At 40.2% G+C, this 23,670-nt stretch carries 19 protein-coding genes; 13 read left to right on the forward strand and 6 right to left on the reverse strand.

The window, feature by feature from the left end; translation table 11 throughout:
- Positions 1–55 precede the first annotated feature (55 nt).
- Positions 56–964 carry a lysine exporter LysO family protein gene (locus tag ACRAD_RS05610; protein ID WP_005025603.1) on the reverse strand — a complete coding sequence of 303 codons (909 nt, stop codon included), beginning with the start codon at positions 962–964 and terminating at the stop codon, positions 56–58.
- A 47-nt stretch (positions 965–1,011) separates the two neighbouring features.
- Positions 1,012–2,523: a flavin-containing monooxygenase gene (locus ACRAD_RS05615; protein ID WP_005025605.1), complete on the reverse strand. Its 1,512-nt coding sequence runs from the start codon at positions 2,521–2,523 to the stop codon at positions 1,012–1,014.
- A 152-nt stretch (positions 2,524–2,675) separates the two neighbouring features.
- On the opposite strand from ACRAD_RS05615, the gene ACRAD_RS05620 reads away from it, so the two are divergent.
- The 3 genes from ACRAD_RS05620 to ACRAD_RS05630 all read left to right on the forward strand — a co-directional run bounded on the left by ACRAD_RS05620 (position 2,676) and on the right by ACRAD_RS05630 (position 7,433).
- Positions 2,676–3,683: a helix-turn-helix domain-containing protein gene (locus tag ACRAD_RS05620; RefSeq protein ID WP_005025607.1), complete on the forward strand. Its 1,008-nt coding sequence runs from the start codon at positions 2,676–2,678 to the stop codon at positions 3,681–3,683.
- Positions 3,684–3,770: 87 nt separating this feature from the next.
- Positions 3,771–4,907: a cell division protein ZapE gene (zapE, locus tag ACRAD_RS05625; protein WP_005025609.1), complete on the forward strand. Its 1,137-nt coding sequence runs from the start codon at positions 3,771–3,773 to the stop codon at positions 4,905–4,907.
- Positions 4,908–5,267: 360 nt separating this feature from the next.
- Positions 5,268–7,433 carry a malate synthase G gene (locus tag ACRAD_RS05630; RefSeq protein WP_005025611.1) on the forward strand — a complete coding sequence of 722 codons (2,166 nt, stop codon included), beginning with the start codon at positions 5,268–5,270 and terminating at the stop codon, positions 7,431–7,433.
- A gap of 70 nt (positions 7,434–7,503) precedes the next feature.
- Here the strand turns inward: ACRAD_RS05630 and ACRAD_RS05635 are convergent, their stop codons facing one another.
- Positions 7,504–8,784 (reverse strand): D-amino acid dehydrogenase, encoded by a 1,281-nt coding sequence (locus ACRAD_RS05635; protein ID WP_005025613.1) that lies wholly within the window; start codon positions 8,782–8,784, stop codon positions 7,504–7,506.
- Positions 8,785–9,037: 253 nt separating this feature from the next.
- On the opposite strand from ACRAD_RS05635, the gene ACRAD_RS05640 reads away from it, so the two are divergent.
- Complete coding sequence (locus ACRAD_RS05640) at positions 9,038–9,982, forward strand: LysR family transcriptional regulator (protein WP_005025615.1); 945 nt, start codon at positions 9,038–9,040, stop codon at positions 9,980–9,982.
- A 52-nt stretch (positions 9,983–10,034) separates the two neighbouring features.
- Here the strand turns inward: ACRAD_RS05640 and ACRAD_RS05645 are convergent, their stop codons facing one another.
- Together ACRAD_RS05645 and lipA are read right to left on the reverse strand one after the other, a co-directional pair.
- Positions 10,035–11,162: a sigma-54-dependent transcriptional regulator family protein gene (locus tag ACRAD_RS05645; protein ID WP_005025616.1), complete on the reverse strand. Its 1,128-nt coding sequence runs from the start codon at positions 11,160–11,162 to the stop codon at positions 10,035–10,037.
- A 256-nt stretch (positions 11,163–11,418) separates the two neighbouring features.
- Positions 11,419–12,402 carry a lipoyl synthase gene (gene lipA / locus ACRAD_RS05650; protein ID WP_005025619.1) on the reverse strand — a complete coding sequence of 328 codons (984 nt, stop codon included), beginning with the start codon at positions 12,400–12,402 and terminating at the stop codon, positions 11,419–11,421.
- 338 nt (positions 12,403–12,740) lie between these two features.
- Between lipA and ACRAD_RS05655 the strand changes: the two genes are divergently transcribed.
- The 7 genes from ACRAD_RS05655 to ACRAD_RS05685 all read left to right on the forward strand — a co-directional run bounded on the left by ACRAD_RS05655 (position 12,741) and on the right by ACRAD_RS05685 (position 20,602).
- Entirely contained in the window at positions 12,741–13,703 is a 963-nt protein-coding gene (locus ACRAD_RS05655; protein WP_005025622.1) for a thiamine pyrophosphate-dependent dehydrogenase E1 component subunit alpha, read from the forward strand.
- 16 nt (positions 13,704–13,719) lie between these two features.
- Complete coding sequence (locus tag ACRAD_RS05660; protein WP_005025624.1) at positions 13,720–14,739, forward strand: alpha-ketoacid dehydrogenase subunit beta; 1,020 nt, start codon at positions 13,720–13,722, stop codon at positions 14,737–14,739.
- A 1-nt stretch (position 14,740) separates the two neighbouring features.
- On the forward strand, positions 14,741–16,291 hold the full coding sequence (locus ACRAD_RS05665) for a 2-oxo acid dehydrogenase subunit E2 (protein WP_005025627.1): 1,551 nt from the start codon (positions 14,741–14,743) through the stop codon (positions 16,289–16,291).
- 9 nt (positions 16,292–16,300) lie between these two features.
- Positions 16,301–17,701, forward strand: a complete 1,401-nt coding sequence (gene lpdA, locus ACRAD_RS05670) for a dihydrolipoyl dehydrogenase (RefSeq protein ID WP_005025629.1) — start codon at positions 16,301–16,303, stop codon at positions 17,699–17,701.
- Positions 17,702–17,777: 76 nt separating this feature from the next.
- Entirely contained in the window at positions 17,778–18,836 is a 1,059-nt protein-coding gene (locus ACRAD_RS05675) for a 2,3-butanediol dehydrogenase (RefSeq protein ID WP_005025631.1), read from the forward strand.
- Positions 18,837–18,907: 71 nt separating this feature from the next.
- Entirely contained in the window at positions 18,908–19,693 is a 786-nt protein-coding gene (locus tag ACRAD_RS05680) for an acetoin reductase (RefSeq protein WP_005025632.1), read from the forward strand.
- A 255-nt stretch (positions 19,694–19,948) separates the two neighbouring features.
- A complete protein-coding gene (locus tag ACRAD_RS05685) occupies positions 19,949–20,602 on the forward strand; it encodes an SOS response-associated peptidase (protein ID WP_005025634.1) in 654 nt (217 codons plus the stop codon).
- A 6-nt stretch (positions 20,603–20,608) separates the two neighbouring features.
- Here the strand turns inward: ACRAD_RS05685 and ACRAD_RS05690 are convergent, their stop codons facing one another.
- Positions 20,609–21,076, reverse strand: a complete 468-nt coding sequence (locus tag ACRAD_RS05690) for a MarR family winged helix-turn-helix transcriptional regulator (RefSeq protein WP_005025635.1) — start codon at positions 21,074–21,076, stop codon at positions 20,609–20,611.
- A gap of 463 nt (positions 21,077–21,539) precedes the next feature.
- Between ACRAD_RS05690 and ACRAD_RS05695 the strand changes: the two genes are divergently transcribed.
- Both ACRAD_RS05695 and ACRAD_RS05705 read left to right on the forward strand, forming a co-directional pair.
- The gene (locus ACRAD_RS05695; RefSeq protein WP_010700172.1) at positions 21,540–22,004 is read left to right on the forward strand and encodes a hypothetical protein; all 465 of its coding nucleotides are present in this window, start codon (positions 21,540–21,542) and stop codon (positions 22,002–22,004) included.
- A 938-nt stretch (positions 22,005–22,942) separates the two neighbouring features.
- The gene (locus ACRAD_RS05705; RefSeq protein ID WP_005025639.1) at positions 22,943–23,332 is read left to right on the forward strand and encodes a hypothetical protein; all 390 of its coding nucleotides are present in this window, start codon (positions 22,943–22,945) and stop codon (positions 23,330–23,332) included.
- Positions 23,333–23,670 lie beyond the last annotated feature (338 nt).

Raw genomic sequence — 23,670 nt, forward strand, 5'->3', positions numbered from 1 at the left:
TAACCTTCTGAGGATTTAGATCAAGTACAAATAAATTCAAACTTATATTTTTGTTTTATAAAAATATAAAAAAGCTTATTAGTAGAGGTGCCAGTAAAGTTAAGATTAGGCCACTCATCATGGCATGAGGAACATAATGAGTCCCGCAAGACTGTTTGACCATGGCAAGTGTTACATCCATGGAAGTTGCTCCTGCACTAGAAATTGCCGAACGCGGAAAACGCCAACCGATACAATACATCAGTAAAATTGCAAAAACTTCCCGGAACAGATCAGTGAGCAGAGCAATACTGCCAAGCTGTGGAGAGTGAATCTGACTCAGCAGGATGCCAGACATTGAGTACCAGCCATAACCTTGAGCTAAGGCCAGAATTTCATTCGCTGTGTAACTCTGTAATAAAGGAATACATAATAATGCAGCCAAGCCAGAACCAATAAAAGCCGCTAATGGAACAACCAAAATTTTCCAGCTTAACCAGGCACGGTCAAAATGGGTATGAGCCAGCTCCACACCAATTAGTAAAATAAAAACCAGTAATAGATACCAGCTGTTAAAAGAATATTCGTTTCCAGATAATTTAATCAGCCAGCCAATGCCTGCACCCGCCATTAGAGCCAGCAGAGCATAACTGATATTCTTAATTGCCTTTAAAAACAGGTGTAAGGAAATTGAACCTTTGACACTGCTACGGTCTAGCCATTGATAAGCAAATAAACAGACAAAGAAAGATCCTAATGAGGTCAGTAGAGCAATTAATAAGGCAGGTTTTAAAATATATAAAGGATGCTGTAACTGTTGTAGAGCTTGAAAAAGTTCAAGCGATACACTTATTAATAGCAGATAAGAAAAATACGGCAAAATTTTGAAAATAAATTTTTGTACAGGAACAGGTAATTTTTTTGCAGATAAAAAGCCTAAAATCAAGGCTAAAAAAATTTGTAAAGCCAGAATAAGAGAAGTCATGAATAAGCAGATGCAATCAACACCTGCTTATTATGTCAGGGAAAAATTCAGGCTGCACGGCTTATGGTACTATTTCCCAAAAAATGATAATCCGCCGGATTTACCTTTCGGGTTTCTAGCCAGTATCGCCAGGTGTAAGTAGGCCATAGGGAAAAGTTTTTGCCGCTATTTTGCTGATACCAGCTGGTGCAGCCAGACTGCCAGACTGTACCTCTAAGCATGTCTTGGACTCGATGATTAAATTGATCCTGTACTTCGGCTTTAACGACGACTGCCTGGGTATGAGTTTTTTCAACCAGCTGAATCAATTGCAAGATATGCTCGATTTGAGATTCAATCATAAATAAAACGGAATTATGCGCTAAAACAGTATTTGGACCTAGTAACTGAAACAGATTCGGGAAACCTTTGGTACTTACCCCATAGTAGCTTTCGGCGCCATCTTCCCAAGCCTTTGCTAATGATTGATTATGCTGGCCAATGCATGGAAAATTCTTTAGGTAAACACGGGGATCAGTGATAAAACCTGTACCATAGATCAGGCAGTCAATTCTTCGGGTCTGACCATCCTGAGTAATAATGCTGTCTTCAGTAATCTCCCGAATCTTATCAGTTACAAGTTCAACATTGCTCCGGTTGAAGGTTGAATAATATTTATTTGATACCAAGATGCGTTTACAGCCCATAATATAATCAGGTGTAAGTTTCTTGGCGATAGTTTTATCTTTAACCTGGAATCGTATAAAAGCGCGGCCTAGTTTTTCTACATAGCGCATAGCAAATGGCTGTACAATTGGAATAACCCGTGATTCATTTGACCAGTACAGCCGGATCCGATGTAATTTCCTGAACCATTCCTGCTGAGCAAAAAGGTTTTTCTCCAACTGGCCATATTTGCGTTCGTCACGTGGAATGACCCAAGCTGCACTACGCTGCATTACATAGAGTTGTTTGACCTGTGAAGCTATTTCTGGAATATATTGAATGGCACTGCCACCTGTACCAATCGATGCAACTGTTTTACCTGTCAGATCATATTGATGATCCCATTGTGATGAATGGAAAATTTTCCCATTAAATTTTTCGATACCTTTTATTTTAGGAATCTGCGGTATATGAAGCGGCCCGGAAGCAAAAATGACAAATTGGGCTTCTATATTCTCCTGCCTATCAATTTCAATATGCCATATATTTAACTGTTCATTATAAAAAGTTCCAGTGACTTCTGTATTGAATTGAATATATTGGCGCAGTTGATAGTTTTCAGTAAGATTCTGTATATATTCAAAAATTTCTGGTGCCTCGGCGTAACGCTTTGACCAGTCTGTTTTTGGCGCAAAAGACAGAGAATACATGTGTGACTGTACATCACAGGCAGCTCCCGGATAGCGGTTTTCGCGCCATGTGCCCCCTACATCTCCTGTTTTTTCAATAATAATAAAGTCATCAATGTTTTGCTGTAATAACCGAATTGCGGCGGCTAAACCACCAAATCCCGCACCAATAATTGCAACTTTTACTCTGCGTCCAGTTGCAGGTTCTATATTATTTTTCTGCATTCTCTGCTAAGTCCGTTCTATTTTTATACAGATTATACAGCTTTGCTTATATTGGCCCATGATAGCAGCGACATAAATATTGATAGATTCGGCAATTAAAAAGATGAGATTTTTATAGTAAAACAGACAGGTCAGGGTAAATTGAATTATTCATGAAGCGTTCTATTCTCGGTTTGATGTATTTAATACAAGGCATGCGTAACGCTGGAATTGATGTTGATTCACGGCTCGCAACAATTGGTATCAAGCCGGATGCTTTGGATCCAACTTCTATTATTCATCCCAGCTTGGAATGGGATATACAAAAAGTTGTCGGTGAAGGGGTAAAACCTGAAACAGGACTATTTATTGGGCAGCATTACGCGCTTGCCGGTTATGGCCCTTTGCTGATGCTCCTTGTAACCAGTAATAATATCCAGACTGCTCTTGAAAAGGGCATCCAATACCAGGGTCTTACTCACCTATTTGGCACTTTAGGACTTGAAGTCATGGCTCATCAGGTTGCATTGACATATTTGCCAGTAGACCTGAACTCAGATATGGGATTGCTACGTGCTCAGTGCGAAATTTCGGGAACTTATAAATTTATTCAAGATATTTATAAAATGATGGGACTGGTTGCACCTACTTTAAGAGTTGAGTTACCTTTTAAAGCACCTGAAGATAAAGAGCAATTACAGCTGTATCAGAATTATTATGGTGCAGATCTGCACTTCGGTTTTAAGCAGGCGAAATTTGGATTAAATTCGCAAGTACTTGAAATCAAAATTCCTTCTGCAGATCCAATTACCCATCGGGTTTATGAAGCTAAATGTATTAGTGAGCTACAACGTTTAAATCATGATGATGCAATACCTTCACTTATTCAGCGTGTACATGACTATTTAGAGCTGCAAAAGGGGGTAATTCCTACTATGGCAGAGACTGCACAAGCACTTGGTATTCCAGAACGTACCTTGCGCCATCAGCTACAACAGTTCAATACCAGTTATAAAGAAATTAGAGAACAGTTGATTAAAAACAAAGCATTAAAACTGATTGAATATAAAGAGTACTCAATTGAGGTTATTGCTGAGTTACTGGGCTATTCAGAACCAGCCGCATTTAATCATGCCTTTAAGCGCTGGTTCGGACAAAGCCCAAGACAATATGGTAAATAGCCTAAGTCGGGTTATGCCAAAGTTTTATATGTTTCACTATATTCTTCGTTATACTTCCCATTAGCCCATAAAACGTATCAGAATTATATGCTAGAGCTTAAATCATCACACAGTACAGCTTTTTCACCCGTCTCTCCAGCCGAGCGTTATTCTCAAGCTTTATCTTCTGGACAATTTTTACCTGATGAAGCACAGGCACAAGCTGTGCAGGAGCTGGACCGGGTCTGGCATGAATTGATTCATCGATATAAGGCTTCTAAGAAAGCATTTCGCTGTTTTCGCCGGCAAACTGCACCGCGTGGTGTATACATGTGGGGTGGGGTTGGCCGTGGAAAAACATGGCTAATGGATCAATTCTTTGAGTCTATTCCATTTCGCCGCAAGTTACGTATGCATTTTCATCACTTTATGCAACATGTACACCGTGAGTTAAATAAGCTGTCTGGCCAGCGTAATCCCCTAGATCTGGTGGCTGACCAGATTTACAAAGATGCAGTTATTATTTGCTTCGACGAATTTTTTGTATCAAATGTCACTGATGCCATGATTTTGAGCGATCTGTTTCAAAAATTATTCCAGCGCGGTATTACGCTGGTAGCGACCTCAAATATTGCACCAGATGGTTTATATAAAAATGGTATTCATCGTGACCGTTTTTTACCTACCATTGAAATGGTCAAAAAAAACTGTGTCGTGTTAAATGTAGATGCTGGAGTAGATTATCGGTTACGAGTGTTAAAACAGGCGCAGCTTTTCAAGGCACCGCTCAGCCACGAAGCACAGCAGTGGATTGCCCAAAGGTTTTCTGCATTGACCCAGACTCAGGTGCAGTCTCAAGAATCAATTATTATCAATAACCGTATTGTAGAGACTATCGGTCATACTGAAGATGTGTTGTGGTGTGAATTTTCAGAACTTTGCCTTAAGCCTCGCAGCCCGTCAGATTTCATTGAAATAGCCAATATTTATAATACGGTACTGGTCAGTAATGTTCCGCATTTAACTGATCAGATTAATGATGCAACCCGACGTTTTATTTATCTGGTTGATGAGTTCTATGATCGGGGAGTAAAACTTTTACTTACCTCTCAAGATGATATTATTAATATCTACCAGGGAGAGAAGTTGGCGTTTGAAATTGAGCGTACCCGTTCAAGATTGCTAGAAATGCAGTCAGATGAGTATCTGCATTCAGAGCACAAGCAAATTCACGGCGCCCAGTAAAATTTTAATCAAGCGTTCTACGGAACGCTTTTTTATTATTTATATTAAATAAAACCGCGCAGTATCGGCATGGTTTTGCTTTAATACGTGTGATCAGTTATTGTAAAAGTTATAAAAGATAGGTAGAAAAGCTGGTACTTAAGTCTAATTTTCGAAACCTCTCTCTTTATCCACTATAAGTAAATTTAAAGCGGCTGAATATAAACGTATTTTAAACTGGCATATATAAAAACTATTGATGTCAATATTTTTTAAACAGAAAATGCTTACTATTTAGGAACGTGATAGTGGTATTCAGCTAAATATAAATCAGTATACTAGAATCTCTTGTGATAAAAAGTAGCAATATCAGGAAAGACAATGACTGCACGTATTCAAAAAGGCAAGTTAGCGATTGCTAAAGAACTCTATGATTTCATCGAAAATGAAGCTTTACCGGGTTCCGGTCTGGACAGTGAAACATACTGGAAAAATTTTGAGCAAGTCGTTGTTGATCTTAGTCCGAAAAATAAAGCGCTTCTTGCAAAGCGTGATGAAATTCAGGCTAAAATTGACGAATGGCATCGCAATAACGAATTTGAACTTGAAGCTTACAAAGCTTTCCTGAAAGAGATTGGCTACTTATTACCAGAAGTAGAAGATTTCCAGATTACCACTGAAAATGTGGATGAAGAAATTGCAGTATTGGCAGGCCCACAGTTGGTTGTACCTGTACGAAATGCCCGTTACTGCCTTAATGCTGCAAATGCCCGCTGGGGTTCTTTATATGATGCACTTTATGGCTTTGATGTGATTTCTGAAGAGAATGGCGCAGAAAAGGGTAAGGGGTATAATCCGGCCCGTGGCGCCAAAGTTATCGAATTTGCTAAAAGCTTTCTGAATGATACTTTCCCGCTTGAGGCAGGCTCGCATCAAGATGCTACACGCTATGAAGTTGAAGATAATCAGCTGGTTATTACTTTAAAAGATGATACTAAAACTACCTTGGCTGAACCGGTTCAGTTTGTAGGTTATAATGGCGAGAAAAGTAATCCGAATGAAATTATTCTAAAAAATAATGGATTGCATGTCATTATCCAGATTGATGCGACTAGTCCGATTGGCCAGACTGATGCAGCTGGTGTAAAAGACTTAGTACTTGAAGCAGCTGTAACGACAATTCAGGATCTGGAAGACTCGATTGCTGCAGTAGATGCAGAGGAAAAAGTAGAAGGCTACCGTAACTGGCTTGGGCTTATGAAGGGTACACTTCAGGAATCTTTCCAAAAAGGTGACAAAACTGTTACCCGTGCTATGAACAAAGACCGTACTTATACAGACCTTGAAGGGAATACGGGTAAAATTCATGGCCGATCATTGATGTTACTGCGTAATGTTGGCCACCTGATGACGAACCCTGCTATTTTGGTAGATGGTGCAGAAATCTATGAAGGCATCATGGATGCACTGGTAACGCCATTACTAAGTATTGCTGATATTCGTGGCGAAAATGAAATCAAGAACTCACGTCAGGGTTCAATGTATATCGTAAAACCAAAAATGCATGGTCCGGAAGAGGTCGCATTTGCGGTAGAACTTTTTGAACGTGCTGAGCAGGCTTTGGGGCTGCCGGCAAAAACTCTTAAAATCGGGATTATGGATGAAGAACGCCGTACTTCTGTAAACCTGAAGAACTGTATTGCTCAGGCCAAAGACCGTACCATCTTTATTAATACTGGTTTTATGGACCGTACAGGTGATGAGATTCATACCTTTATGGAAGCAGGTCCATTTGTTCGTAAAGGCGAAATCAAAGGACAAAAATGGTTCCCTGCTTATGAAAACCGTAATGTAATGATCGGCCTGAAAGCAGGATTACGCGGTAAGGCACAGATCGGTAAAGGTATGTGGCCAAAACCAGATATGTTGCTTGACATGTATCGTACTAAGATCGAGCATCCGGAAGCAGGTGCAAGCTGTGCATGGGTTCCTTCTCCAACAGGAGCAGTAATTCATGCAATTCATTATCATCAGTGCAATGTATCCGAGCGTCAGCAAGAACTATTACAGACTGAGCCTTTAGCTCTGGATGATCTGTTGACTCCTCCGCTAGCAGCAAATACAGACTGGACTGAAGAAGAGAAAAAGAACGAACTTGAAAATAACTGTCAGGGTATTCTGGGTTATGTTGTGCGCTGGGTTGACTTGGGTGTAGGCTGTTCAAAGGTTCCAGATATTAATGATGTAGGCCTGATGGAAGACCGCGCAACATTACGTATTTCTTCACAGCACGTTGCGAACTGGTTACGTCATGGTATTGTGAGTCGTGAACAGGTTGAAGAAGTATTAAAGCGCATGGCTAAAATTGTAGACGAACAAAATGCCAATGATCCGCTTTATACTGCAATGTCTGCTGACTTCGAAAATAGTATTGCTTTTAAAGCTGCATCTGACCTGATCTTTAAAGGCGGTGAGCAACCATCTGGTTATACTGAACCTTTACTACACGCTGCGCGCTTAAAACTTAAAGGCTATACAGGTGACTAATCTGAGCCATTAAAAAAAGCCTCTTCGGAGGCTTTTTTATTTAGTTTTTAAATAAATATTTTTCTTATATTCAGGCAGTAGCGACCTGAAAACCTGGACGCTCAGCATAGCGAGCAACCGATAAGTCATCTGCATAAATCGCTGGTCGTTTATGGCTCATGAGGTCTGAAAGCAATTTACCTGAACCACATGCCATGGTCCAGCCTAATGTACCATGCCCAGTATTTAAGAACAGGTTACTCAGGGCAGTTTTACCTACAATAGGCGTACCATCTGGTGTCATGGGACGAAGCCCTGTCCAGAAAGTTGCTTCTTTTAAACGTCCGGCAGACGGATAAAGATCATTCACCACCATTTCCAGAGTTTTTCTGCGTTCTGGAAGCAATTTATAATTAAAGCCTACAATTTCTGCCATACCCCCTACACGAATACGATCATCAAAGCGTGTTACAGCGACTTTGTAGGTCTCGTCCAGTACTGTAGAAACTGGTGCACGCGTAGCATCTTGAATTGGAATGGTCAGTGAGTAGCCTTTTAATGGATAGACTGGAATATGAATTAACCCACGTAATAGTGGAGTAGAGAAAGATCCCATTGCAATTACATATTGGTCTGCTTTAACCAGACCTTCACTGGTTTGGACTGCTGTGACTTTATCTGCTTCAACCACCAGTTTTTCAATAGAAACACCAAATTTAAAAATTACGCCAGCAGCTTTTGCCATTTCTGCAAGATGCTGTGTAAATAACTGGCAGTCACCAGTTTCATCATTTGGCAAGCGTAACCCGCCTGTCAGTTTATGACTGGAATATTTTAAAGCAGGTTCAACTTTCATTAAATCTTTCGCTTCGAGCAACTCAAATGGCACACCAGCTTCTTTTAATACTTCAATATCTTTGGCAGCATTGGCATATTGCTGTTCACTACGGAAAAGCTGTAAGGTTCCTTGCTGACGACTTTCATAAGCAATACCTGTAGTCTTCCGTAATTCTTTCAGACAGTCACGACTATATTCAGCAATACGAACCATACGGCTCTTATTTTCCTGATAATGCTGAATATTGCAGTTCTTTAGCATTTGCCACATCCAGGCAATCTGGAAACTGGTTCCATCTGGACGAATAGACAGAGGAGCATGTTTTTGAAACATCCATTTAATGGCTTTAAGTGGCACCCCTGGCGCTGCCCAAGGTGTAGCATAGCCAGGAGAGACCTGTCCGGCATTTGCAGCACTGGTCTCCAGCGCTGCTCCAGGCTGTCGGTCAATTACGGTCACTTCATGCCCTGCTTGGGCTAGATACCATGCAGTTGTGACACCAATTACACCACTTCCTAAAACGACGACTTTCATGATCTTCTCTACTCATTGCAGCCTGAATCTGGCCTGTACATGGAGCTCTACCAAACGCGGTATATATGACTGATTTTTAAAGCAAGCAGTCCGTGGGTAGTAACGGTATAACTGAGTTTCAGGGTAAACATTTAAAATGTGAAAGGGTCACTAAAAAAATCCCTTTTTCCAGTTATGCTCTCAGTTTACATCTGGGGTTTAGTTCTGATAAATTCAAATAAACTTATCTTTAGATATAAAATTACTTACGTAAATGAAAATTAAAAATCTGAACCAGATTACTGATTTTGATATCAAGTTATTGAGAATTTTCAAGACAGTATGCGAATGTGGGAGCTTTACTTCAGCAGAGAGTGTTCTTGGAATTAGCCGCTCAGCCATTAGTCTGCATATGAGTGATTTGGAAAATCGTCTGGGGCTCAGGTTATGCCAGCGTGGCCGTGCCGGATTTTCTCTTACCGATGAAGGTAAGGAAATCTTGAACTATAGTGAAACGCTAATCGCTTCTATTGAGGAGTTTAAGCTTAAGGTTAACCAGATTCATAAAAAGTTAAAAGGCGAGTTTAATATTGGAATTATTAACAATTTAATTAATTTGCCAAAGCCTTATATCACTAATACGCTTGAGCAACTTACCAGTGAAAGCCCTGATGTGCAGATTAACATCAGTATGAGTACACTAGCAGATATTGAATGCAAGGTGATGGATGGCCGCTTACATGTAGGGGCAGTCCCGATGGTTACTCCATTATCGGGGCTGGACTATTTAAATCTTTATGAAGAAAGTTCCTATCTTTATTGTGGAGATCGGCATCCCTTATTTTTTTCTACCGAACGATTAAAAGAACAAGATTTAAGTCAGTGGAATGCGGTAATGCCTAACTACAGTATTAATTCACAAGCATTACAGCTCTACCAGCTGCTGCATTGTTCTGCAACTGCAAGTGACCGGGAGGGAATTGCTTTTTTAATTTTAACCGGAAATTTTATGGGATTTTTACCTGATCATTATGCAAGAAAATGGGTAGAAAGCGGTCAGATGAAACCTGTGCTCGAGCAGCGCATGCATTATAGTACACCGATCTGCATGATTACCAGAAAGGGCAGGCGACATAATATGATTCTGGAATCTTTTCTCGAAAAGCTGAAAAATAATATTAATGAGCAGAATAATTCCGGGTTAACGATAACGAACTAGATGGAATCCATATGTCAGCTTAAATAGCAAACAGGATTTGCTATTTCATGGACTATTCTAGAAGTTGTTTTAATTTGACTGCATGAGGACTGTCTTCTGGTAAAAGTTCAAGCAGACGCTCAATTGCATCAGTACGTTCAGGAACGCGACTAATCAGGCGAAATAACTGGTCAATGTCTTGCAAGTTATGAATCATATGACTTAAGCGCGCATCAAAGCAGTCACGCCAGGCACACAGGAAAGGACTTTCTGTCTTACTCAGGAAATTGCCCTTGTACAAGGCCAATACTGTAACAGTAAAGCCCAGATTCAATGCCTGTTCAGCCATAAGAAAATCTGCCTGAACCTCACAGTTCAGTTTGTAAGGGCGTGATTGGATACAGTCGAGTAACAGACTGCGCATCTGGGATAATTCTGCTTTTAGAGTTTTCTGGCTAACCTGCCTGTCTCCATAAAGGGCATAGTGTAATTCGTCCAAACTGATCCCATCTGGACACAATGCCAGAATACACAGTATTTCAATTTGCCGGTGCGTCAGCTGTAAAATATGATGATTAAACTGAACTTTTGACCCACCCAGCACTTTAAGATAAAGCACATTTTGCTGTTCAAGCCGGATGGCGCGTTGTACCAGATCTGCACAGCGCTCTACGGCGAGTACGCCTAAAGAATTATGCTTCTCATACTTGGTTGAAAGGTTAATAATGCCATGGAACTGGCCGCTTTGTGGGTCGATGATGGGCGCTGCGTAGCATACCCAGTCACGCACGCTATTCATCTGGTTTTCATGTGAGTACACACAACTGGCAGCATGGGTATTTAACGCAAGGCCAATAGCATTGGTGCCTACGGACTGGGTAGACCACTGGCCACCTTCAAAAAAATGCACCTGTTCTGCAGAAGAGCGCATAGAGTGACTGCTCCAGGTCCAGAGCAGAGTGCCATGCTGGTCTGTAATTCCGATTGCCATGCTGGCATCTTCTGCAATTCTCAAGAGTTCAGAATGACACTGATCTAATGAGCGACCGAAGAGTGTTTCACGCCAACCATGATCCAGATTCAGTACTGGGGCCGCATCTACTGAAACGGGAGGCACATGATGTGCTACAGCATTCTTTAAAAAAGCTGATGAATAATGAGAAACAGGATTTAACACGGGTAATTTTTTAATCATATGCATATCATGGTCCTTCATGATGAGGCAAAAATGCAGCTACCTGAGCTGGTTACTGTTGTTATTTTCCCCTACCTTAAACCTTGATGCTCTAATCTGCTATCCGACAAAAGGCTGACGTCAGCATACACATCTTTAAACATCAGTCTGGTATATGTACCAATATAGTCAGACTGTTTTTAAAAGAAATGGCCGATTCAGACTGATCTGTTTAAAATAGTTACAGAATATTCCTGCATAAGATCAACCTGTCTGTTTGTATTTAGGGTAACTGCTTTCTGCTGAAAGGTTGCGGTACAGGTTTCCCTAAATATTGCTGATCGGCAAAATAACTGGAACGTACCATAGGCGCACTCCAAATATTTTTAAATCCTAAAAACTCGCCATGACGCTGATAATGCTCAAATTCTTTTAAGCTCACAAAACGATGGATAGGAGCATGAGCTTTAGAAGGCTGTAGGTACTGTCCGATGGTGACCAAATCCACATAATGATCTTTTAAATCATTTAACAGCGCAATAACCTCTGCCTCAATCTCTCCAATACCTACCATCAAGCCACATTTGGTAGGAATCTCAGGACATAAATTTTTAAATTTTTTTAACAGATTAAGAGAATGCTGATAATCTGATCCAGGCCGCAAGGCCCGGTACAAGCGGAACACTGTCTCTATATTATGGTTAAATACATCTGGTGGAGACTGGCTAAGGATAGACAAGGCAAGATCAAGCCGCCCTCTAAAGTCCGGAACCAATATTTCGATCCGGGTATTCGGACAGCATTTACGTATCTCCTGAATACAATCTACAAAATGTTGGGCGCCTCCATCTTTCAGGTCATCCCGGTCTACAGAAGTAATTACCACATAACTTAAATTCAGGTTTGCGACGGTTTCGGCAAGATGCCGAGGCTCAGCCGGATCTAGGCTGTTCGGGCGGCCGTGAGCTACATCGCAAAAAGGACACCGTCTGGTACAGATATCACCCATTATCATAAAAGTTGCAGTACCGCTACCAAAACATTCTGGCAGGTTTGGACACGCCGCTTCTTCACATACCGTATGTAGTTTCTGCTGACGCAACAGCCCTTTAATACGGCCAATCTCTTCAGGTTGACTGATTTTTGCCCGTATCCATTCGGGTTTTGTCGGAATAACGTCTGTTGCAATAACCTTAACAGGTATACGTGCCAGTTTATCCGCACCCCGAAGTTTTTTTTCATGCTTAAAATTCTGTTGTAAATCCATTTAAATATATCCTGATTTAATAATAAGTCTTAAAATAAATAAAAAGAGATTAATATTTAAAAAAAATATTTTTAAAATAAAAATCTAACTTTTAAATAAAATTAGGATTATAAAATATATGAGGTTGGTTAAAGGTTTGTTTTTAAGTCGTTGTTTAAAATAATAAAAAATTACATTTATTTTTTAATAAATAAATTATTGTTTTTGAAAATAATAGGTAAGTTTTATTTTAATAAATAATTTTAGTCTAATATTAATTTTAGAATAAATATATTTAATTGGAGGTGTGAGTTATTCACTGTTCCCTTGATTTTGATCAAGATAAAAAGGAAAAGGATATGCAATTAACGGAAGAAAAATTACTGGCTGCATATAAGAGTATGCGCGATATTCGTGAGTTTGAGGACCGGCTTCACGAAGAAAATACCATGGGTGATATTCCTGGATTTATTCACCTTTATAGTGGTGAGGAAGCAGTTGCAGTCGGTATTTGTGAAAATCTAACCGATAAGGATTACATTACCTCCACCCACCGGGGCCATGGGCACTGTATTGCTAAAGGATGTGATATCCATGCCATGATGCTTGAGATTTTCGGTAAAGATGCCGGCCTGTGTCGTGGTAAAGGTGGTTCAATGCATATTGCAGACCTCGACAAGGGCATGCTGGGTGCAAACGGTATTGTAGGAGGTGGACCTCCTTTAGCAATTGGAGCAGCTTTGACTGCTAAAACTTTGAAAACCGGTGGTATAGGTCTGTCATTTACGGGTGATGGGGGGTCAAATCAGGGTCTCACTTTTGAAGCGATGAATATGGCTGTAGTATTGCAACTTCCAGTCATATTTGTATTTGAAAACAATGGCTTTGGTGAAGGTACCGGTCATGACTATGCAGTAGGAAGTAAAGATATTGCTGGTCGGGCAGCAGGTTTTGGTTTACCTGCAGTCAAGGTTGACGGTACAGATTTCTTTGCAGTCTATGAAGCTGCCCAGCAGGCAATTGAGCGAGCCAGAAATGGTGGTGGACCAAGTGTAATTGAAACAATTACCAACCGCTTCTATGGTCATTTCGAAGGTGACCCTGGGTTAATCCGTTCTAAAGATGAAGTGGATTATGTAAAAGAACATCGCGATCCATTAAAAATTTTCCGTAAAAAAGTTAAAGACCAGATTGATCTGGCAAAGCTCGATGCAATTGATGCTGAGTCTAAAGCTAATGTAGACGACGCTGTAGCAAAAGCCCGTGCTGCCAAATACCCAGAAGTTTCCCAGCTTCTGACCGATGTTTATGTCTCTTACTAAAGGAATAGTAAAGCAAATGCCAAATAAAAGTTACCGTAACGCGATTAAAGAAGCGATTGAATTAGAAATGCGCCGTGACCCGACTGTATTTGTAGTCGGTGAAGACGTACGTGGTGGTCATGGTGGTAAAAATACTGAAGATAATGCCCTTGAAGGCTTTGGTGGCGTACTGGGTGTGACCAAGGGTTTATGGTCTGAGTTCGGCTCTGAACGTGTGATCGATACCCCAATTACAGAATCTGCGATTATCGGTATGGCTGCAGGTGCAGCAGCAACCGGTTTACGGCCTGTAGCTGACCTGATGTTTATGGATTTCTATGGGGTATGCCATGACATGCTTTATAACCAGGCTGCGAAGTTCCGCTATATGTTTGGAGGTAAAGCCAAAGCACCTATGGTAGTACGTGGCATGATCGGCGCCGGTTTCTCAGCCGCAGCCCAGCATTCACAGTCACCATATAATGTCTTTGCTGCAGTACCCGGTTTGAAGGTGGTCGTACCTTCTAGTCCTTATGATGTAAAAGGTCTGTTGATTCAGGCAATTCGTGATGATGACCCGGTAGTATTTTGTGAACACAAACTGCTGTATGACATTAAAGGCGAGGTTCCGGATGATGCCTATACCATTCCTTTTGGCGTAGCCAATTACACCCGTGAAGGAACAGATGTCACCATTATTGCTTTAAGTTTAATGGTACACCGTGCCAATGAGGTTGCAGATAAACTGGCAAAAGAGGGAATTTCGGTAGAAGTGGTAGATCCAAGAACTATTTCGCCTCTAGATGAAGAAGGTATCCTTGAATCTGTAGCCTCGACTGGCCGTGTAGTAATTGTTGATGAGTCTGCGGCACGTTGTGGTTTTGGTCATGATATTGCTGCCCTGATTGCCCAGAAAGGATTTCATTATCTGAAAGCCCCAATTGAACTGGTGACTCCTCCTCATACACCTGTACCGTTCTCACCTGTATTGGAAAAAGAATGGATTCCGAGTGTAGAGCGTATTGAACAGGCTGTACGAAAAACTTTGGAGGCTTAGGATGAGCGAAATTAAAACACTAGAAATCCCAAAATGGGGATTATCTATGGAAGAAGGAACTATTGCCCAATGGTTAATTCAAGAAGGAAGCCAGTTCAGTAAAGGACAAGAAATTTGTGAAATTGAAACTACAAAAATTGTAAACGTCCTGGAGGCACCTTTTGACGGAACATTGAGAAAAATACTGGCAAAAGATGGTGAAACCCTGCCAGTCGGTGGGTTGATTGCAGTTTGTGCCAATGATGATGTCACAGATGATGATATACAGGCATTTGTACAGTCACTTGATCAAGGGACAGCAGCTTCGGCAAGCTCTGCACCGGACAGTACTCCGGCTGAAGACAAAACCGAACAGACTGCACCAGTAGAGCAGCTGAGTTCATCAACTGTGAAAGCTGAAACATCATCTGCTACCCGGAAAACTTCTCATAGTGCCGGTGACTATATTATTCCTGCGTCTTTACAAGGCTATCAGCCACCAGATGACCTGTTTATTACACCACATGCCCAGAAACTGGCAGAAAAATATAATTTGGATTTAACCAAGGTTACAGGTTCGGGACGCGAAGGGCGTATTAGTATCGCTGATCTTCAGGCAGCAGTGCAGGGCGCAGGTGGACAATGGCCAGATGTTAAGCATCAGGCCAGTACAAAAGCTGCAAAATCTAACGCTGATGACAGTCAGGTTGCTGCTACACCTGTAGCTCGGCGTCTGGCCAAGCAATGGGGCATTAATCTGCATGACTGTCGCGCCTCGGGAACAAGAGGCCGGGTCTGCAAAGAAGATGTTGAAGCAGTGTATAACCGTGAACACAAGTCTGCTCATACAGAAACTTCATTGAATGCAACTCAGCCCGAACAGGCAAAAGTAACCAGTATTCCAATGAATGCCATGCGTAAAGCCATTGCTTCACGTTTACAGGCAGCAAAACGTAATGCGCCACATTTTCGTTTAACTGTTGACTTGAATGTTGAGGCGATACAGACATTACGTGCACAGATTAATGAGTCCGTGCCTCAGGTCAAACTGTCTATCAATGATATGCTCATCAAGGCAGCAGCTGCGGCGTTGATTAAAGTACCTGAAGTAAATGTACAGTTTGATGAAGAGTCACAATCAATTTTACAGTTTGATCAGGCCGATATTTCTGTGGCTGTGGCTATTCCTAATGGCCTTATTACTCCAATTATCAAAGCTGCAAATCAGAAATCGCTTGCTGAGATTTCTGGAAATATGCGGGACTTGGCCACGCGGGCAAAAACTGGAAAGTTAACTCCGGATGAATTTCAGGGGGGAAGTTTCAGTATTTCTAACCTGGGAATGCTGGGTATCAAACACTTTGACGCCATTATCAATCCGCCTCAAGGTGCTATTTTGGCTTTGGGTGCTTCAGAGGCTCGAGCAGTGGTAGAGCATGATCAGATTGTTATTCGGCAGATGGTGACAGCAACTTTATCCTGTGACCACCGGGTGATTGATGGAGCAGTTGGGGCGAAATTCTTGGCCAGCTTTAAAAAGTTTGTCGAGAATCCAGCATTAATACTGGTATAGGAGCTGGACATGACAGGAAATCAGTATGATTTAATTGTTGTGGGTGCAGGTCCGGGTGGATATGTGGCTGCAATACGTGCAGCTCAGCTTGGCCTTAATACAGCAATTATCGAAGAAAAACATCTGGGGGGGATCTGCCTGAACTGGGGCTGTATCCCGACCAAGGCTTTATTGAGTGGAGCTGACTTGGCCTATCAGCTTAAGCATGCTGGAAACTTTGGTTTCACTCTTCCACAAATTGATTTTGATCTGAGTCAACTGGTTAAACATAGCCGCCAAGTCTCGCAGCAACTGGTACAGGGAATCGAGCACCTTCTCAAGAAAAATGGTGTAGAGGTTATATTTGGACGGGCCAAGCTGCAGGCGAAAGAAACGCTTGAGATAATCGATGAGAGCGGTAAAGCACGCATTTTAAAAGCACCTCATATCATTTTAGCAACAGGTGCCAGAGCTCGAACTTTGCCTGGTCTGCCTGTCAATGGCACCGAGATCTGGAGTTACCGGGAAGCGCTAGTCCCGGAACAATTGCCTGAATCTTTACTGGTAGTCGGTTCTGGCGCTATAGGCAGTGAATTTGCCAGTTTATATCATGATCTAGGCTGTGAGGTTACTCTTATTGACGTTGCTCAGCAGATTTTGCCTACTGAAGATGCAGAAGTTGCAGAATATATGCGTAAGCAGTTTGAGCAGCGCGGTATGAAAGTGATTACTGGCTGTTCATTACAAAATGTCCAGGTTACCGGAGGTCAGGTACAGTGTGAACTTCATAGCTCACAGGGCAAACAAGAGCAAGTGTTTGATCGGGTTCTGTCTGCAATAGGTGTACAACCGAATGTAGAAAAACTGGGACTGGAACAGTTAGAAGTAGAGTTTAAGCAGGGCTTTATTCAGGTGGATGAATACTGCCGCACAAATGTCGTGGGGCTCTATGCAATTGGTGATGTGGCGGGTGCACCATGTCTGGCTCATAAAGCCAGTCATGAAGCTATTCTTTGTGTAGAAAAAATTGCAGGACTCACAAATCTTCACTCTCTAGACCGTACTCAAATTCCTGGCTGTATTTTTACTCATCCTCAGGTTGCCAGTATTGGTTTGACTGAAGCGCAGGCCAAAGCGCAAGGCCATCATATCCAGACTGGGAAATTTCCTTTTCAGGCAAATGGCAAGGCACTGGCCTTAAAACAAACTGCCGGTTTTGTAAAAACTGTATTTGATAAAGAGACTGGCGAGCTGCTCGGAGCACATATGGTCGGTCATGAAGTTACTGAACATATTCAGGGTTTCGCAATTGCCAAATATCTGGAAGCTACCGACGAAAGCTTGGCACAGGTCATTTTTCCTCATCCTACGTTATCAGAAGCAATGCATGAATCGGTATTAGCTTCCCTACAGCGGGCAATACATATTTGAAAACATGGAAGAGCTTATCTGGTTTAGCTTGATAAGCTCATTCTTCTTACAGAAAACTGATTAATCAGGAGCAGTAATGAAAGCAGCTCGTTTTTATGATAAAGGCGATATTCGCATTGAAGATATTCCGGAGCCACAAGTTACACCAGGTACAGTCGGTATTCAGGTTGCCTGGTGTGGCATTTGTGGAACCGATCTGCATGAGTTTATGGATGGTCCAATTTTTATTCCGCCTTGTGGCCATCCGCATCCAATCTCGGGCGAATCTGCTCCGGTAACGATGGGACATGAGTTTTCCGGAGTTGTATACGCTGTGGGTGAAGGGGTTAATGATATTCAGATTGGTCAGCATGTGGTGGTTGAACCTTATATCATCGCTGACGATGTGCCGACTGGGCCTAATGATGCTTATCATCTGTCGAAGAATATGAATTTTATTGGTTTAGGAGGGCGAGGCGGTGGTCTATCGGAAAAAATAGCCGTGCAGCGTCGTTGGGTACACCCAATTTCCAATAAAATACCATTGGATCAAGCTGCACTGATTGAGCCTTTGTCGGTAGGTCATCATGCTTATATCCGTAGTGGCGCACAAGCCGGAGACATTGCACTGGTTGGGGGTGCAGGGCCTATAGGTTTGTTGTTATCAGCTATTTTAAAGGTTAAAGGACTCACTGTTATTATTAGTGAGTTAAGTGCTAAACGTAAAGAAAAAGCAAGAGAGGCTGGTGTTGCAGATTATATTCTGGACCCTTCAGAAGTTGATGTGGTTACGGAAGTCATGAAAATTACTCAAGGCCAAGGTGCAGATGTTGCTTTTGAATGTAGTAGTGTAAATAAAGTACTAGATACTCTCGTAGCTGCGATGAAGCCGGCTGGTGTACTGGTCATTGTATCAATTTGGAGTCATCCAGCCACAGTAAATGTTCACAGTGTTGTTATGAAAGAACTTGATATTCGTGGCACCATTGCTTATGTCAACGACCATCAGGCAACAATCAAATTGGTGGAAGACGGTAAAATTAATTTGCAACCTTTTATTACACAGCGCATTCAACTCGATGACTTGGTTTCGCAGGGTTTTGAAACTCTGATCCATAACAATGAGTCAGCTGTTAAAATTATTGTCCATCCCTAAATACTCAGAAAAAACAAGCAGACGTTTTAATTGCTTATCAATAATTTAACAATAATATATAAGGAAAAATAATGAATAAGGGATTAATGAATAAAATCGCCGTTGTAACAGGCGCAGCGCAAGGTATAGGGCGTGGTATTGCTCTAAGACTGGCTCAGGAAGGTGTACATGTAGCCTTGGTAGATCTGAATGAACAACGACTTAATCAAGTAAAACAGGAAATTGAAAATTTAAAGGTAAAAGCCAGTATTTTTGTTGCTGATATCAGTCAGCGTGATCAGGTGTATGCCAGTATTGAACATGCCGAGCAGTCTTTAGGTGGTTTTGATATTATGATCAATAATGCTGGAATTGCTCAGGTTCAGCCTCTTGATGCAGTGACACCTGAAGGACTGCAAAAAATTAGCGGTATTAATATTGGTGGAGTTCTGTGGGGTATTCAGGCCGCAGCTCGAAAATTTAAAGCGCGCCAGCAAAAAGGTAAAATTATTAATGCAGCTTCTATTGCAGGGCATGAAGGTTTTGCCATGTTAGGAGTATATTCGGCAACAAAATTCGCAGTCCGTGCTTTAACTCAGGCCGCAGCCAAGGAATATGCTTCACATGGCATTACGGTAAATGCATATTGTCCGGGAGTAGTGGGCACAGATATGTGGGTAGAAATTGATAAAAGATTCTCTAAAATTACCCATACCCCAATTGGTGAAACATACAAAAAATATGTGAGTGGTATTGCACTAGGGCGTGCACAAACACCTGAAGACGTGGCTGCGCTGGTTGCTTTTTTATCGAGTGAAGATGCCGATTATATTACCGGGCAGGCAATTTTAACAGATGGAGGCATGATCTACCGCTAGTACAATATACACTGTCTAATTTTTAAAAATGTATGAACATAATCAGGCTTCTACTTAAACACATTAAATAATAAAAGGCCTGAGTACATAGAATATAACACTATCTTATTTGTACTCAGGCCTGTATTTCCTTAAGTTTTTTAAGATGTTTTTGTCAAATTCTGCTGTTTATACATAATATTATCCAGCCACTAGTCCATTGAAATACTAAAAGTTATCACTATATATGACCTATAGTTTTTTAAATTTTCGCCTATGTGTGCCAATTTTAAACCTGTTACGCGTGTTCAGGTGGATAAACTTCAGTTACCGGATATTCCTTTCGATTATCTCGAAGAAGTGTATCCAGCCTATGATTTGCCTTTACTATTCAAGTCAGAATATGGCTTGGAATGGCGTAGCGTAATGTTCGGACTGGTGCCAAAGTGGGCTCAGGATAAAAGTTCGGCTAAACGGACCTATAATGCCCGAAATGAAACTTTATTTGAAAAGCCAAGTTTCCAGGAGGCTGCATTTAAAGGTAAGTTTGGAGTTATTCCGGTGACCGAATTTTATGAAGCAAAATATATTGATGGTAAGGCTCAGCGTTGGGGAGTACGACGCAAAGATGGCCAAGGCTTTTTCATTGCTGCCATTTATGAAATCTGTAAAATCAATGATGAAGTGATTCGCTCAGCCAGCATGATCACGATGGATGCAATAGACCATCCGATGATGAAGGAGTTTCATGAGCCAGGAAATATCAAACGTTCAGTGATTATAATTCCACATGAACGTCTGGATGAATGGCTGAGTGTAGGGCCTGCTAACTTCAACTCATTTATTGAAGGTTTTCCTGTTGAAGAGTTTGAGTGTTCTCATGTACCCAAGCCTAAAGTGGAAACGCCCCAGTTAAACTTTTTTGACTGATGAAAGTTAATTTGAAAGATTTTTAAATAAGTGTTTAAGGCTTTCAATTAGTTTTTCAATCTGTAATGGAGTAAGCCCTTCAAAAGACTGTTCGAGTACTACTCCAGTAAGATCATTAATTTTAGTGGTCATTTCTTTGCCATACTCAGTGAGATTTACCCGTGTAATACGGCCATCCTCTTCACATGAATAGGTATTGACATAGCCTTCAGCTTTCAGGCGGTAAACAATTTTGGTTGTAGTCGACATTTTTGAAATGATCATCTCTGAAAGATCAGAAACACTGGCATGTGGTTTAGACTCAAGTGCCAGTAGAATACGTCGCCGTGAGTTATCTAATCCATAACGCTTTAAGACATTGTCCATATTCTGCACATATTGTGCATGTACTTGAGTAATCCAATAGAATGGGAAGTCTTCAAGATTAAAATCCCCAGTGTTTGAAGGCAAAAACCGAGCATATTTTTTATTCATACGAGAATAACCCTAATTTTAATTATTTTTACAAAGTAAGTTTATTGTAAAACAATTGTTTTATACAAGAGAGTGGCTAAGTTTATTTTAGTATAAAAACTTTTATGAGCCCTTCACTGAGTTTGATATTTTTAGATTGACTATCGTTAGAACGACAAAGTGTGTCATTTGAGCAGTATTTTGATGAGATTTATAAGAAAAATGGCAAAACTGCTTTAAAAGCTGTAAGGAATGATTTTGACTCATATGTATTCTTTGAGATTTTTTATTAAGATTTAAATAGCAAATAAAGTAGCTCAGCTATTTTGTATTTTCTGCCTCATTGATCAGTTTTACTTTAAAATAAAATTTTGTATTGGGTTTGAGAATTACCAGTGATGTGATTCTTAACAAAATGAGTGACTTCATTGAATTTTATGTCTATAAAGAGAAGCTCTAGAAAAACAAATTATTAGAACATTCAATGAACATGGATCAACTTACTTTCGCAACTAAACTTGCCATTCTGTTTAGCGGTATCTATTTATGGATTGGTATGCTAACAGGACTCTGGAAATATTATCAGATCAGAAAATCTGCGCATTCACGTGCTCATCCATATGTGGATATAGCTCACCGAAGTAGTTTGCTCTATGCTCCAGCAACACTCATTCTGGCTACACTGGGGCATTTTACCATCTGGTCTGACTATGCAGTTCTCACCTGTATTGGGATCAATATATTATTTTTCAGCCTTTCTATATTAAGTTATATTTTACATGGAGTTTTAAAAGATACTGTTAATCAGTTTCAGGTGCCGCATCAACTTGGTAAATGGTATTTACCCAAAATTTTGATGACAATATTTATGTTTTTACTGGTAATTGGAGAATTAGTAGCAAGTGGTTTTCTAATAATAGGGACTGCGTATTATTTTGGATTTATCTAAACAAGCCTAGAGGCTAAAAAATAATTTTTTATTATATAAAGATGGATGATTGCTCATCCATCTCTTAGTTGTTTTTATACTTAAAATATTTACGACACTTGTGGTCAATAAGCGCCCAGATCGAGAACAGGGCAGAAACTATTAAAGCATAGAGAAAGTGTTCTAGCTTCAAATTGCCATTAATCACCCCATGAAAAAGCAGAGTTAACATGAGGGCTACTGTAGTAACAACATAATTGACAAAATTTTTATCGTTCTTAAAAACTTTGGCGAAAGAACGCTTGTTTAGGGGTAAAGAGTGCATCTTCGGTCCTCCTGTCGTGCGCGACAAAACCTAATTGTTTTAATCAGAAATCTAGTTTTTAATGTTTTACTGCTTATTTCCGAGTATTTCAATAGGTGATAGCATTATTTTTTTATCATTATTTTTCTTTATAACGTATAAGGTAATTAATGTATTTAATAAATAAATATAAGAATAGTTTTTGTGTAAATTTTTTTGATCACATTATTAACTAATTTTATATGATAAATCTCATTTTTTTAATTAAAATTTTGATAAAACAAAAAGTTATAATAAATTGAATTTCTAATGTACTATAAGAAAAATAATTTTAAATTGGCATTTTGAAAATTAATTTAGCTCAACTGATCTTAAGTAAAATCTGAATATAAATCTGACTTTTTAATTTAAAATATTTAAAAAATTCTTAAGATTGTATATTTTATATACTTTAAGTAATAAAATATTTCAAGTCATGAGATAAAATTTTAATTTCTATTGTAGCTACTACAATTGGCTGCGTTATTTAGAGACTATTATATAGCGTTCTTAATAGCTGATTTTATTACAAGTTTTTAACAATTAATAATTTTTTTCCTGAAAAAAATATGCTTAGATCAAAAGTATCTGAAGACAAGAGAAAAGGATAAATAATATGAATAAGTTAATGGTAGCTATGGGCTTAATTGCCGTATTTGGAATCACAGGATGTGATAACCGTGAAACAGGTGCGACTGCTGGAGAACATTTAGGTAAAGCGGCCGAGCAGGCGGGTTCAGATATTAAAGATGCAACTTTAGCAGCAGGCGCTGAAGCAAAAGAAGCTGCTGACGATGCAGCAGTCAAGATGGATGCGGCGGCAGAAAAAGCTGAAGTTGAAGCTCGTGAGGCAACCGCAGATGCTCGTGAAGCAACCGCAGAAGCTGCAGACCGAGCGGAACAGAAAGCTTCAGAGGTGGAAGCAGATGCCCGTAAAGCCACAGCAGATGCTGCTGACTCTGTAGAAAAGACAGCTTCACGTGTGGAAGCAGATGCCCGTAACTAAAATTTTTTTGCTATGCAAAAGCCAGCACTGTCTGGCTTTTTTATATTTTTAAAATTGCAGAATACTCAGAGTTTATGAGACAGGTGATAGATCAGAGATAGAGAAAATTTCTATTAAAATTAAATAGATAAAGAAAGGTAGAAATAAAAAAATAACAGACTTTATGATAATTCTTAAAGGTTAAAATAGCATAAGCCAAGTTTCTGTATATAAAAATAAAACTATAAGCATTCAATTCTAATAAGAGGCGTAAACAAAAAATGCCAGTTGGGTAAACTCGGCATTTCTGATCACCAGTAAAATCAGCTCTGGGTAAGAATTGATTTTAACGACTCATA

The sequence above is a fragment of the Acinetobacter radioresistens DSM 6976 = NBRC 102413 = CIP 103788 genome (assembly GCF_006757745.1).
In the GTDB taxonomy this organism is placed as follows: Bacteria; Pseudomonadota; Gammaproteobacteria; order Pseudomonadales; family Moraxellaceae; genus Acinetobacter; species Acinetobacter radioresistens.

Bases quoted from the DNA above. Each gene is read 5' to 3' on its own strand.
- ACRAD_RS05675 (WP_005025631.1), top strand. From the start codon at position 17,778: ATGAAAGCAGCTCGTTTTTATGATAAAGGCGATATTCGCATTGAAGAT.
- ACRAD_RS05645 (WP_005025616.1), bottom strand. From the start codon at position 11,162: ATGCATATGATTAAAAAATTACCCGTGTTAAATCCTGTTTCTCATTAT.
- ACRAD_RS05640 (WP_005025615.1), top strand. From the start codon at position 9,038: ATGAAAATTAAAAATCTGAACCAGATTACTGATTTTGATATCAAGTTA.
- ACRAD_RS05705 (WP_005025639.1), top strand. From the start codon at position 22,943: ATGAATAAGTTAATGGTAGCTATGGGCTTAATTGCCGTATTTGGAATC.
- ACRAD_RS05695 (WP_010700172.1), top strand. From the start codon at position 21,540: ATGAACATGGATCAACTTACTTTCGCAACTAAACTTGCCATTCTGTTT.
- ACRAD_RS05620 (WP_005025607.1), top strand. From the start codon at position 2,676: ATGAAGCGTTCTATTCTCGGTTTGATGTATTTAATACAAGGCATGCGT.
- ACRAD_RS05680 (WP_005025632.1), top strand. From the start codon at position 18,908: ATGAATAAGGGATTAATGAATAAAATCGCCGTTGTAACAGGCGCAGCG.
- ACRAD_RS05635 (WP_005025613.1), bottom strand. From the start codon at position 8,784: ATGAAAGTCGTCGTTTTAGGAAGTGGTGTAATTGGTGTCACAACTGCA.
- ACRAD_RS05690 (WP_005025635.1), bottom strand. From the start codon at position 21,076: ATGAATAAAAAATATGCTCGGTTTTTGCCTTCAAACACTGGGGATTTT.
- lipA (WP_005025619.1), bottom strand. From the start codon at position 12,402: ATGGATTTACAACAGAATTTTAAGCATGAAAAAAAACTTCGGGGTGCG.
- ACRAD_RS05685 (WP_005025634.1), top strand. From the start codon at position 19,949: ATGTGTGCCAATTTTAAACCTGTTACGCGTGTTCAGGTGGATAAACTT.
- ACRAD_RS05660 (WP_005025624.1), top strand. From the start codon at position 13,720: ATGCCAAATAAAAGTTACCGTAACGCGATTAAAGAAGCGATTGAATTA.
- ACRAD_RS05630 (WP_005025611.1), top strand. From the start codon at position 5,268: ATGACTGCACGTATTCAAAAAGGCAAGTTAGCGATTGCTAAAGAACTC.
- ACRAD_RS05610 (WP_005025603.1), bottom strand. From the start codon at position 964: ATGACTTCTCTTATTCTGGCTTTACAAATTTTTTTAGCCTTGATTTTA.
- zapE (WP_005025609.1), top strand. From the start codon at position 3,771: ATGCTAGAGCTTAAATCATCACACAGTACAGCTTTTTCACCCGTCTCT.
- lpdA (WP_005025629.1), top strand. From the start codon at position 16,301: ATGACAGGAAATCAGTATGATTTAATTGTTGTGGGTGCAGGTCCGGGT.
- ACRAD_RS05615 (WP_005025605.1), bottom strand. From the start codon at position 2,523: ATGCAGAAAAATAATATAGAACCTGCAACTGGACGCAGAGTAAAAGTT.
- ACRAD_RS05665 (WP_005025627.1), top strand. From the start codon at position 14,741: ATGAGCGAAATTAAAACACTAGAAATCCCAAAATGGGGATTATCTATG.
- ACRAD_RS05655 (WP_005025622.1), top strand. From the start codon at position 12,741: ATGCAATTAACGGAAGAAAAATTACTGGCTGCATATAAGAGTATGCGC.